This window comes from Acidobacteriota bacterium (genome assembly GCA_016715115.1).
GTDB lineage: Bacteria > Acidobacteriota > Blastocatellia > Pyrinomonadales > Pyrinomonadaceae > JAFDVJ01.
Window position 1 is genome coordinate 338,979 of the sequence record JADKBM010000004.1, and the last position, 12,629, is coordinate 351,607.

Consider the following 12,629-nt stretch of genomic DNA (forward strand, 5'->3'; position numbering starts at 1 on the left):
GGCAACTCGAGTCCGTATGTGAGACGATTGAAATCAACGCAATTTGCGTTCCGTCTAACTGCGTTTTCGGATCCGGCCACGCTGCAAAAATCCGACAAGCCGCCCCTCTTCGTCGATGACGCCGAGCGCGTTGATTCCGTTTTCACGCAACAGTATCTTGGCATCGGCGAGCGGAGCGTTCGTCTCGACAAAAAAGTCGGGTTCGACCGGACGCATTGCGTCCTGGACCCGAACTTTATGCCACGTTTCGCGGGGTCTGGTTTTGAGTTCTTCGAGCAATAGCACGCCGAAGAACTGCTTGTTCTTCGCGACCAGAAAAACGGCCCGTCGATGCTGCGGCAAAACGGTGTCGACAAACAGCAGCAAGTTCATTTCCGGAGCGACCGTGACGGGAAGTTCCATCGCCTCTTCGACGGTCATACCGTCAAAACGGCGCACCTCTTCAATGATTCCGCGCGCCGAGTCATAAAGGAAGTACCCGACAAGAATCGACCAGAAGCCGGTAAAGAAATCGCCTCGTAACACGGACACAATGAGTCCGAAGGCCATCAGCGAACCGGCGATCACTTTCCCGAACTTCCCGGTTACGATCGTCGCTTCGTTCAGATCCATTCCGCGTCGCCACAGATACGCCCGGAGCACGCGCCCGCCGTCGAGCGGGTAGCCGGGAAACATATTGAAAACGGCGAGCATAAAATTCCAGAGCGCGAGAAAGAACAAGACAAGGATCAGCACTTCGCTCTGCAGACCGTTGGCCGCGGCCATCAACAGCGCGAAGACCACCGCCAGGGCGAAACTTGCGGCCGGCCCCGCGACGCCGATCCGAAACTCGGCTCGCGGCGTGTCCGGTTCGCGTCGGACACGCGCGAGTCCGCCGAACGGATGGAGGACGATCTCAAGAACTTCAACGCCTTCCCAGCGTGCGACCATCGAATGCGCGAGTTCGTGGATGAAGATCGACAAAAACAGAATAATGGTCGTCGCCGCACCGATCGACAACGCCGCCGCGAAGTTTTCGACGTAGCGCGGAGAAAGGTAGGCGGCAGTGATCCAGGACATCAGCGCCACGACGAACAGCCAACGAAGGTCGATGCGCACCGGTATTCCCGAAACGCGCGCCAGAAGTATCTGACGCCTGAAGATCTCCAGAAAACCTAACATTTTGATTTTAGCGCCGGGTTTTCGATCCTGAATCGGGGCTTCTGAAGAGGCATCCGGTCAACGCCTCTCCCGCGTTGCGTCATTCGTTATGCTTCAAAGGGAATCTCGGCGTTCTGCAGCAGGCTGAGTTCGTTTCGCGAAACGCGTTCGAGGAGTTCGGGTTCGGCAAACATCTTCAAGAGACCGCGAACCGTCGCGTAACGCGGTTCGTCGGCGACCGTCACCGGTAAACTGACGAAATTTCGGAAATACTGGTCGATTCCATGAAGCAGCGCACCGCCGCCGGTCAGGATCACGCCGCGGTCGTAGATATCGGCGGCGACCTCAGGTCGCAGTTCGGTCAACGTATCGCTGATCATTTGTGCGACGCGCCGGACGATCGCTTCGACGACCGGATAGACCTCACCGGCGGTGATGTCGACGGCGCCGGGACTTCCGGTTTGAACATCGCGTCCGCGAATCTCGATCGACCGCGCAATGTCTTCGGGCAGAAAGGTCGAGGAAAAATTCGTCTTCAGGTTTTCAGTGGTTTCCTCGCCGACTTGAAGTCCGCGATGCCGACGAATATGGGTCGCCAGCGCGTTATTGATATCGTTGCCTCCGATCCGCGACGATGTCGAACTGATCACCGTCCCCTTGGCGATGATGGCGATGTTCGTCGTTCCGGCCCCGAGGTCGACCACCGCCGACGCGCGTTTATCATTCGGCGAAACCCCGGCGCCGAAGGCCGCCGCGAGTCCTTCTTCAACGAGGCTGACTTTACCGATATGCGCTTCTTCCGCAGCATTCATCAACGCGCGCTGCTCAACGTGCGTGGCATCTGAAACGATGCTCATAATCGCCCGCGTCGCCATCTGTGAAGCGCCTGACTTCGATTTTCGGACGAAATAGGCGAGCATTCGCTTGGTCTTTTCAAAATCGGCCACGACGCCGCCGCTGAGCGGCGCGACGACCGTGATGTCGCGTCCTTCGCGACCCATCATGTCGTAAGCTTCTTGACCGAAAGCGACGACCTCTTTTGAAAGATCGTTGACTGCGATGTATGACGGTTCGTCCAATACAATGTCACGGCCGTTGACGGCGATGATCGTGCTCGACGTCCCCATATCGATTGCCATCGAATCGGTAACCAGATTTTTGAGTGACGAAATTCGCATATTCGAGGAAGACTTCTTTTTCGCTTCCGACAAACTCATCGAGAATTCTAATTCTCGGTTAGTTCCATTTTACTTCATACAGCGTGACGGGCTGGAGCCGGTTTTTCACCGTCAGCGGTTCGTGGGGTATCAGGGGGATCAGTTCCCGGCATTCGGCTGCCGTCGCCTCGCTGATCAGAATCTGACCGCCCTTTGAATTCTGTTCAAGCCTGGCCGCCAGATTTACCGTATCGCCGATCGCCGTGTATTCGCTTCGCTTCTCTGAGCCGATGTACCCGACGGTGGCGAGTCCGGTGTGCATCCCGATGCCGATCTCGATCGGGTTCAGTCCGTCGGCGATCAGTTCCTGATTCAAAACGATCAGTCGTTTTTGCATCGCGACAGCCGTCGTCAGGGCGTTTTTCGCATCCTCAGGCGACGCGTTCGGCGCGCCGAACAAAGCCATCAGTCCATCGCCGATGTACTTGTCAAGCGTACCGCCGTAAGCGAAGATGATCTCGCTCATCGCGGTGAAATAGCGATTCAAAATTCCGACGATCTTCTCAGGATTCTCGCGTTCCGAGATCGAAGTAAAGCCGCGAATGTCCGCGAACAACACGGTTATCTTCTGATTAACGCCACCTAGCTTAAACGAATTGGGGTTGTCAAGCAACTGTTTTACAACATACTCCGGCATGAAACGGCTATAGTTCGCACGCGCCACTTCCTCACGCGCAAGGCGCTTGTGTGCCTTTACGGTTTCGACCGAAACAGCCGTCTGCGCGGCGACGGCCGAGATCAGTTCGAGGTCGTCGGACGTAAATGTCGCGAACGGGTCGAGGCGGTCGGCGTAAACCACACCGTGGACGTTCGACTCCGTGATCAGCGGCGCGCAGATCGTCGAACGGACGCCCTGCGAAACGATCGACTCGGCGCCGACGAACTTTTCGTCCGTTTTTGCGTCCTGCGACAGCAGCGCAACCTTATCGCGCATGACGCGTTGCGTGATCGTGCGCGAGACCGTGAGTTTTTCGGTCAGTTTCTCGAGTTGCGCGTCGCGAACCTTCATCGCGATCGGAACCAGCGAGTAGTCGAGGATCTTTCCGTCGATCGTCTCATCAGCGAGCAACGCCACAACGCGGTCGGCGGGCGTTCCGCGAAAAATGAGATCGGTGGCGCGCATAAAGATCTCTTTCAGGTCGAAGACATTCCCGAGCGTTTTGCTGAGCTCGTAAAGCATTTCGAGCGTTTGGGCCTTGCGTCGGAGCATTTTCAGTTCCGCCGGCGTCGTCAACTCGGCCTCGATCGAAGTCACGCTTTTGCCGATGAGCTTTTCGGCGGAGATCAGAAGCTGCGTATGTCCGAGCGGTTGATCGTCGTATCGCAAGGCCGTCGCGACGGGCGGTGCGGCAACCGGCGCTTCGAACGTGATCGGCGCCGTACGGTCGGTTGCCGGCGCGACTGTTTCGATGGATCGGTGAAACGCGAGCCGAGTCTCGCCGATGGTCACGACATCGCCTTCGGAGAGGTTCTTCTCGTAAATTGGAAGACCGTTTACGAAAACCCTGTTGACGCTGCGCTTGATCTCGCCGTCGACGATCACGCCGTCAAAGAGCTTGACCCCATCGCCGTCAGAATAGACGTGGGCGTGGTGGCGCGAGACGCGGCGATCATTAAGGACAATATCGTTTTCCTTCGCCCGCCCGATGGTATAGACGGTCTCCGGAACCAGATCGACATCCCAGGACTTTCCTGTCGGTTCAGTGATTGTTAAGGTTGACTTCACTCGTTAATATCAGCTTGGCTCGCAAATGTCTCCGGCATTGTGCCGGTCAGTTTGACATTATCAAGTAACCATAAACAATTATCAATCAATGTCTATGATTTATTTCGACAACAACGCGACGACCGCAGTTGCGCCCGAAGTCTTCGAAGCGATGATACCGTTTCTGACCGGTTCGTTCGGCAACCCGTCTTCGGGACACGCCGCCGGACGCGCAGCCCGAAGAATAGTTGAAAGTTCGCGCGAAGAGGTTGCCTCGTTAATCGGCGCCGCGTCATCCGACGAGATCGTTTTCACGTCCGGTGGAACCGAAAGCGACAATTGGGCGATTCTCGGCGCGCTCGAATCTTTGCCGGAAAAGCGTCATATCATTACGACTCGCGTCGAACACGAAGCGGTTCGAAAACTGTGTGAACTTCTGTCAAAAAAGGGATACGAAATCTCGTGGCTCGATGTCAGTGGTGATGGAGCCCTCGATTCGGACCAACTCCGGCGCGAGTTGCGCGCCGACACCGCGATCGTCTCGGTGATGCTCGCCAACAACGAAACCGGAATTCTCTTCCCCGTCGCCGATCTGGCTGAAATCGTCAAAGCAAATTCGGCCGCGTTGTTCCACGTCGACGGCGTCAACGCGGTCGGCAAGGTCGCGATCGACCTCAAGCGGACGGCGATTGATCTATTCGCGCTTTCCGGGCACAAGTTTCACGCGCCGAAGGGGATCGGCGCGCTATATATCAAGAACGGCGTCGATTTGGCGCCACGGTCGATCGGCGGCGGGCAAGAGCGCGGCCGGCGTGCGGGAACGGAAGCTGTTCATCAAATTGCCGGACTCGGAAAAGCCGCCGAATTCGCGGCGGATCTGTCGAAAATGGACCGCGTTCGCGAAATTCGCGACCGTTTGGAGAACGAAATTTTGCAGAAAATTCCAAATTCTCGGTTAAACGGGACCACCGACCGATCGCTCCGCCTCCCGAACACTTCGAACATCTCTTTCGAAGGGATCAACGGCGAAATGATCGTTGCGCGGCTCGACGCGGCCGGCGTCGCCGTTTCGACAGGTTCGGCGTGCAACTCGGAAACGCACACCGCATCACCGGTGATGCAGGCGATGAACATCCCGTACGGTCAGGCGATGGGATCGATCCGATTTTCACTCGGACGGTACAACACGGAAGCCGAAGTTGGGTTTGCAATCGAGAAACTCTTGCAGATCGTGGCCGAACTGCGTTCGGTCGCGGGCGTCAGCTAGTCGAATTTGACTCGGTTGTAGATCTCTTCGAGCGTGACCGTCATCTCGACCGAGCGGAATTCGATGATTTCGTCAAAATCGCCTTTGTTGTAAATATGTGTCAGCCAGCGCCCGTCCGGCAGGCGGCGATGAAGTTCGACGAGTACTTTGTCCTGCTCGACGATCACATATTCCTGAACCGTCGGGATCGCCTGATAGGCCCGAAGTTTCTCGCGCTTGTCGATCTGGCGTGTCGAGGCTGAAACAACCTCAATGATCAAGACCGGTTCCTCCCGAAAGTACTCGCTTTGCGGGTCTTTGTCGCAACTGACGAAGACATCAGGGTAGTAAAACGTCTTTTCATCCGCTTTGAGCTTCATTTCGGCCATGAAGGCCTGACATTTCGAGCGTTCGAGATGATCGTCGAGGCGTTTTGCGAGATTCAACGAGATTCGATGGTGCCTTTCGCTCGCGCCGGCCATTGCAAAGACCTCGCCGTCGAGATACTCGTGCCTGACCTCGCTGATCAATTCCCCGTCGAGGTAGTCCGCGACGCTGATCTTCGTTTTGAGTTTCGGAAGTCCCATAAACGAAAGAAGTATATCATAGAACGCCGTCGCGGAAGTTACGCGGATATCTGTGAAAATCGAACCTTTCGGCGGCTTTCGACGTAAGAAATGCCGGAATCAAATTTCATTTTATCGGAGACTTTTTAATGTCAAAAAGCAAATTCTTACGCTATCTTCTTTCGCTAACACTTGTACTGTCAATATTTACCGCCGCGATTCCGCAACTTGCGACGGCCCAGACGTCGGTCATTCAGCCTTCGACCGATCTCACCAAGGCGCTCGAGACGATCGAGTCAAAGACCGACGCGCGCCGCAAGGAACTCGGGATTCCCGGGATGTCGCTCGCCATCGTCAAGGACGGCAAAGTGATCTTTGCGAAAGGCCTCGGTTTCAAGGATTTCGAGAAAAAGATCCCGGTCACGCCCGACACGCAGTTCGCGATCGGCTCGGCGACCAAAGCTTTTACGGCGCTCAGCGTGCTGATGTCGGCCGACGAGGGCAAGGTTGACCTCGACGCGAGTCCGCGCCAGTATCTGCCCTACTTCAAAATGCAGGATCCGGAAACGGACAAGAATATGACGGTGCGCGATCTGTTGGACCATTCCTCTGGGCTCAACCGGACCGACCTCGCGATGATCACCGGCAAACTGACGCGGCAGGAACTGATCCAGGTCGTCGGCGGCGCGAAGCCGATGGCGAAACTGCGCGAGAAATTCTTCTATAACAACATTATGTTCGCCGCGGCCGGCGAGGTCGTCGCGCAAACGCAGAAGACGACGTGGGAGAAATTCGTTCCCGAACGTATTTTCAAGCCGCTCGGGATGACCAATTCGACGATGGACCTGACCGAGATGCAAAAGGCGAAGGATTACTCGCTCGGATACGAGTACAACTTCGACACCAAGGAAACGCGAAGATTGCCCTTCCGTTCGATCGATCAGGTCGCTCCCGCCGGCGCGATCAATTCTTCGGCCCGCGATATGACGAAATGGCTCGATTTCGTATTGAACGGCGGCAGCGTCGACGGCAAACGGCTCGTCAGTGAAAAGAACTTCGACGAGTGGACGAAGAAACAAATGAACGTCACGCCGAACGGCAAGATCGCCTACGGCCTCGGTTGGTTCGTCCGCGATTGGAACGGGATGAAGGTCCTCGAACACGGCGGCAATATCGACGGCTTCAACGCGCTCGTGGCGATGATCCCGGAGAAGAAACTCGGCTTCGTGATGCTCACGAATGTTTCGGGTTCATCGCTTGGGAGCGAACTGATGCCGATCGTTTGGGAGAACATCCTCGGAAATCCGAACGCGCCTCAGGAAGTCTCCGGAGACGCGATGGCGAAGGAAGTCGGAAAATACCGTATGGAAGCGGCCGGCTTCGATATCGAGGTGAAGCTTGAAAACGGCAAGCTGGTCGCCGTAGTTCCAAACCAGCCGACATATGCGCTCGAGAACGTCGGCGGACGCAAATACAGACTTGTCGGCGCGCCCGACGGGTTTTTCGCGACGTTCAAGGACGATTCGATGTTCCTCGAACAGCCGCAGGGCAACTATACGCTCCCCAAAGTCGGCGCGCCGACCGTTTCCGGAAACACGGAAGGTTTGAAGGAACTGATCGGCAAGTATCAGGTGGACAAAGGCGCGGCGACGGTCGAGATCAAGGAACTGGACGGCAAGGTCGCGCTTGTCGTGGAAGGCCAGCAGCCGTATTTCCTGGCCGAAAAATCGAAGGACGTTTACCGTATGAATCCGTTGCCGGATGACTTTTCGCTCAAGGTAAAGCGGAGCGAGAACGGCAAGGTGGCGGCGATCGTACTGGTTCAGCCGCAAGGCGAACCAACGTTTAACCGGATCGACTCGAACGCCGACGCAACCACAAAGATCAGCGTCGATGAACTGATGGCGAAATCGATCGAGGCAATCGGCGGCGAGGCGAACTGGCGCAAGATCAAGTCCCGCGTTATGACGCTCGATCTGGATATCGTCAATCAGGGAATGCGGGGCAGCGCGACGACTTATTCAAAGTTCCCGAACAAATCAGCGACCGAAACGTCGATGACGGCGCTCGGCAAAGTCATTGCCAAGGGCTTCGATTACTTTGACGGTACCGGCGGCCAAGAGGTCTTTACCTTTTCCGAGGTTGAGAAATACTCGGGCAAACGCCTTGAAGACGCACGGATCAACAACGATATTCTCGCTCCGCTAAACTGGAAAACGAACTACAAAACGGTCGAGGTCAAAGGCATCGAAAAGGTCGGCGAGGAGGAATGCTGGGCGGTCGAATTTACACCGGAAAAGGGAACGAAATTTACCGACCTATATTCCGTAAAGACGTTTCTGCTGCTCAAGCGCCGCGGCGTGATACCGTCGAGCACAAGCGACAATTCGTTGCCGTACTCGATCGAATTTTCGGATTACCGCGAGGTGGACGGCATCAAAATCTCCTTCAGATCGCTGAACTCGACGCCGACGACCGGCGAGATGATTTCAACCATCAAGACCGTAAAGCACAACGTCGAGATCGACGACAAGATGTTCGCCCCGCGGAAACTGAAGTTCTGAACGGTGAGCAGTGGGCAGTGAGCAGTGAGCAGTGAGCAGTGAGGCGGTGGTCGGTGGTCGGTGGTCGGTATCCGGTGAGTAGCTCCGCCCGACTGACCGCTGCTCACTGCTCACTGCTCACTGCTCACTGTGTCAATGCCTGAATAGTGTTGACCGTTTTTTGAGTTTGCTAGAAAACATTTGTTTGCTTTTTCGTCAAAATATCGGATACCTTCGTTTCGGAGATCGAAACGGAAGTGAGCAATGCTGGAGAGCAACTCACCAGGGATAGACCTCCGGGTGACGAAGTAGTTTGTCGCGGAGCCGGGCATTTATTGTCCGGCTTTTCTTCAATTACTTTTGAACCCTCCATGCCTAAGAAAAACTCGTTCCTGCTGCCTTTCGAATGCATCGGGGCTTAAGGAGTTCAATGCCGTATGCGGCTTGTAATTGTTGTACATATTGACCGCCTTTTCAGTCATCTGCCTTAGCTGGGATAAATTCTCCGGCCCGTAGAATCTGACGTAACTGTTTTTAATAGTTCCGTTTACGCGTTCGGCATTCGGATTCTCATAGACACTCGTGCCCATGCTGTTTTTCATATTACAGGCTTGGGTCAGTTTCACGAATTCCTTGCAGTAATACTGGCCGCCGCCGTCCGAATGAAATATCAGACCAGGTGCGGGCCGGCGACCCGCGATCGCCATCCGTATTGCCGGCAGCGTGGTGTGTTCGGTCATCAGGTTGTCCGAGACCGCATAGCCCACGATCCGTCTTGAGAAGAGGTCCATAATGAAGGTCAGGTAATAGAACCTTTCGCCTATTCTGTAGTAGGTTATGTCGCTGACCCAAACCTGGTTTACACCCGTCAACTCGAATCCGGCAATCAAATTGTCAAATCGCGTCACCCCCGCGCGAATCCGTCGTGCGGTGATATGCCCCTTTTCCGCTCGATCTTGAACCCGTGCGAAAAGCAAAACTGCTCGAACCGGTCTCTGCCAAACTGCATCGGCCTTATCATCCCGTACATGACGCGCGACGACATTTGCGGATGATCGCGCCGTATCTCGGCGATCACCGGCAGAAGCTGCTCCTGCTCTTCCAACATCCTGAGATGACGTTCCGTATGCTGGTGAAACGCCTGCTTGCTGATACCCATTGCCCGATACAGCTGATTCATTTTGTGCCCGTGCCTTTCCCGGTTCGACCAGAACCACCGGAGGGCTTTGAAGTACATTTTTTTTAATATCAATGCCGTACTCTTCCTCCGCCAGATCGATCATCTTGTCAAAGAAATCGATCTGTATCTGCTTCTGCCCGACAGCCTGCTCCAGCTCTTTCACCTTTTCCTTCAACGCCTTGATCTTTCTCGTGTCGCTCAGACTCTCCAGCACAAGCCGCTCCTGTTTTTTTCTCATACGTGAATACTGACGCATCCATGCATATATTGCAGACCGGGAAACCTGATATTCGCGGCTCACCTCACTGACCGACGTGACGCAACGCTCGATCTCACCCACTTTCTTTCGCCTGAACTCTTCACTGAAAGTCCTGTTGCGTCGTTCCTTGACCGTCAGCTTTTCATATTCACTTAAATTTGCCATAGTTGTTCGCTCCTTGAGTTGAAATTAAACTCAAAAAACGGTCAACCTATTTCAGGCAAGGACACTGCTCACTGCTCACTGCTCACTGCTCACTGCTCACTGCTCACTGCTCACTGCTTACCCTCACTGCTTGCGCGTCGGCGCCTGACGTGTCAGAATTTCTAGTTTCGGAGGTGCCGTAGTTTGTTTGTAGAGACCAAGACGAAAACGAAGTTGCTGAAGAAGATGGGCAAGGCCATCGCCGATTTTCGAATGATCGAAGAGGGCGACAAGATAATGGTCTGCCTTTCGGGCGGGAAAGACAGCTTCACGCTGCTCGATCTGCTGCTCGATGTGCAGAAGCGCTCACCGGTCAACTTCGAGATCCTGGCGGTCAATCTCGATCAGAAGCAGCCCGGCTTTCCCGAAGAAGTGCTGCCGAATTACCTCGAATCGATCGGCGTCAACTACCGGATCGTCGAAGAGGACACGTACACCGTCGTCAAACAGCATATCCCCGAAGGCAAGACGTTTTGTTCTCTTTGTTCTCGTTTGCGCCGCGGAATTCTCTATTCGGTCGCGATTGAGGAAGGCTGCACGAAGGTCGCGCTCGGTCACCACGCCGACGATATCATCGCAACATTTCTTCTGAACCTGTTTTTTGTCGGACAGCTGAAGGCGATGCCGCCGATTCTTCGTTCAGACGCGGGAACCAATACCGTCATCCGGCCGCTTGCGTACGCGCAGGAAAAGGAGATCGCGCAGTATGCTCAGGAACGACAGTTTCCGATCATTCCCTGCAATTTGTGCGGTTCGCAGCCGAACCTCAAGCGTGCGCGGGTCAAGGATCTCGTAACGGACCTTGAGAAGGAGATTCCGTTCATCCGAAGTTCGATAATGACGGCGCTGACGAACGTGACCGGTTCGCATCTCCTCGATACGAGCCTCTACGACTTCGAGAATTTCGAACCGCTCATCAAACAGATCCCGCAAGGCCACGGCAGCATCGAAAAGGAACTCGACGCGGTCTTCGATCACAGCGAGGAACATCTCATCGGCAGTAGAATCCAGCCGGTCGTTATTGAATCACTTCTTAATTAGCGGTGGTCAGTGGTCGGTGGTCGGTGGCCATTGAGCGGTGAGCGGTGAGTTTGGCCAGTCAGTACCATCCGTGATAGCGGATTACGCATTTACGCGTCATTAGCCGGTTATTTGACCGCGTTGCGATATACGCTTACTGACCACTGATCACCGACCACTGACCACCGACCACTGCCCACCGCTCACTGACTACCGACCACCGACCACTGCCCACCGCTCACTGACTACCGAACACTGCTCACTGCTCACCGACCACTGACCACCGACCACTGACCACTGACCACCGACCACCGCTCACTGACTACCGACCACCGACCACTGCTCACCGCTCACTGCTCACTGCTCACCGCTCACTGACTACTGCCCACCGCTCACTGCTCACCGCTCACTGACTACCGACCACCGACCACTGCTCACCGCTCACTGCTCACTGCTCACCGCTCACTGACTACTGACTACCGACCACTGACCACCGAACACTGCCCACCGCTCACTGCTCACCGCTCACCGCTCACCGCTCACTGCTCACTGCTCACTGCTCACCGCTCACCGACCACCGCTCACCGCTCACTGCTCACTGCTCACTGCTCACCGCTCACCGCTCACCGCTCACCGCTCACCGCTCACTGCTCACTGCTCACCGCTCACTGCTCACCGCTCACTGCTCACCGCTCACTGCTCACTGCTCACCGCTCACTGCTCACTTTTTGCTAGACACGGTCAGGTAAACTCTCTATGATTGAAACTCAAACTGGAAAGTAACGAACTATCGTCGTTTCAGTAAATTACCATTGGAAATTTACGGCTCAACTTGGTTAGATTCGTCCCCCTGAACCACTAATCGGACGTGCGAGTCGCAAGACAGTCAAGCGGAGGAAAAAGAAACAAATATGATTAGAATGGGTCGAAGTTCGGCGAAAGATCAGCCGAACGCAACGGAGAACGTTCAGGAACAGGGCAATTTTTACCAGTATTCCGGAGAAGTTCAGCCGCAGGCGCCGCGGGCCGTGTCGGAAAGCGAGTCGATGGCACGCGACATTAAGGAAGGCCGTTTGAGCGGTTATGTCGGCAATGGAACCGTCCTGACCGGCGAGACCGCTTTTCAGGCGATGCTTCGCGTTGACGGACATCTGACTGGACGCGTGACGTCGGAGAATGGCACGCTCATCATCGGTTCGACGGGGCGCGTCGACGCCAATATCGCGGTGGCCGCGGCGGTTGTCAACGGAATCGTCAACGGCGACATCATCGCCACCGAAAAGCTCGAATTCGGACGTTCGGCACGTGTCGTCGGGAATGTTCAGACGCCGCGGATCATTGTCGAAGACGGTGCGATCTTCGAAGGAAGCTGTTCGATGCTCAAGGCAAAGGAAGCCTCGGACAAGCGAAGCGCCGCCGTCAAGACCGGTTATGCGCCGATCGAAACCTCGGCCGTCGAGGCGGGAGCGGAAGTCAGCGAATCCGACGAGATCGCCGACGCGGCGACAAGCTAACCAACCATCAACGAGGCGGGAGAATTGCAGGAATC

General features: G+C 55.4%; 8 protein-coding genes and 2 pseudogenes. 4 read left to right on the forward strand and 6 right to left on the reverse strand.

All coding sequences use genetic code 11. The annotated features are described in order from the left end of the window. Positions 1–54 precede the first annotated feature (54 nt). From IPN69_03705 to IPN69_03715, 3 genes are all read right to left on the reverse strand, one after another. Positions 55–1,161 carry a site-2 protease family protein gene (locus IPN69_03705; protein ID MBK8809822.1) on the reverse strand — a complete coding sequence of 369 codons (1,107 nt, stop codon included), beginning with the start codon at positions 1,159–1,161 and terminating at the stop codon, positions 55–57. An 86-nt stretch (positions 1,162–1,247) separates the two neighbouring features. Then, positions 1,248–2,357 (reverse strand): rod shape-determining protein, encoded by a 1,110-nt coding sequence (locus tag IPN69_03710; GenBank protein MBK8809823.1) that lies wholly within the window; start codon positions 2,355–2,357, stop codon positions 1,248–1,250. Between the two features lie 19 nt (positions 2,358–2,376). Then, positions 2,377–4,083: an FHA domain-containing protein gene (locus IPN69_03715; GenBank protein MBK8809824.1), complete on the reverse strand. Its 1,707-nt coding sequence runs from the start codon at positions 4,081–4,083 to the stop codon at positions 2,377–2,379. A gap of 88 nt (positions 4,084–4,171) precedes the next feature. On the opposite strand from IPN69_03715, the gene IPN69_03720 reads away from it, so the two are divergent. Beyond that, complete coding sequence (locus IPN69_03720) at positions 4,172–5,329, forward strand: aminotransferase class V-fold PLP-dependent enzyme (protein ID MBK8809825.1); 1,158 nt, start codon at positions 4,172–4,174, stop codon at positions 5,327–5,329. Here the strand turns inward: IPN69_03720 and IPN69_03725 are convergent. Further along, positions 5,326–5,895, reverse strand: a complete 570-nt coding sequence (locus tag IPN69_03725) for a Uma2 family endonuclease (protein MBK8809826.1) — start codon at positions 5,893–5,895, stop codon at positions 5,326–5,328. The two genes, IPN69_03720 and IPN69_03725, sit on opposite strands and share 4 nt — an antisense overlap. Before the next feature lie 128 nt (positions 5,896–6,023). Between IPN69_03725 and IPN69_03730 the strand changes: the two genes are divergently transcribed. Further along, entirely contained in the window at positions 6,024–8,438 is a 2,415-nt protein-coding gene (locus tag IPN69_03730) for a serine hydrolase (protein MBK8809827.1), read from the forward strand. A 329-nt stretch (positions 8,439–8,767) separates the two neighbouring features. On the opposite strand, the pseudogene IPN69_03735 reads toward IPN69_03730, so the two are convergent. Continuing rightward, a pseudogene (locus tag IPN69_03735) lies at positions 8,768–9,597 on the reverse strand (IS3 family transposase). A gap of 28 nt (positions 9,598–9,625) precedes the next feature. Further along, a pseudogene (locus IPN69_03740) lies at positions 9,626–10,021 on the reverse strand (transposase). A 225-nt stretch (positions 10,022–10,246) separates the two neighbouring features. On the opposite strand from IPN69_03740, the gene ttcA reads away from it, so the two are divergent. Continuing rightward, complete coding sequence (gene ttcA, locus IPN69_03745) at positions 10,247–11,101, forward strand: tRNA 2-thiocytidine(32) synthetase TtcA (GenBank protein MBK8809828.1); 855 nt, start codon at positions 10,247–10,249, stop codon at positions 11,099–11,101. An 890-nt stretch (positions 11,102–11,991) separates the two neighbouring features. Next, positions 11,992–12,594, forward strand: coding sequence for a polymer-forming cytoskeletal protein (locus IPN69_03750; protein MBK8809829.1), 603 nt, complete (start codon positions 11,992–11,994; stop codon positions 12,592–12,594). The last annotated feature ends 35 nt before the right edge of the window (positions 12,595–12,629 follow it).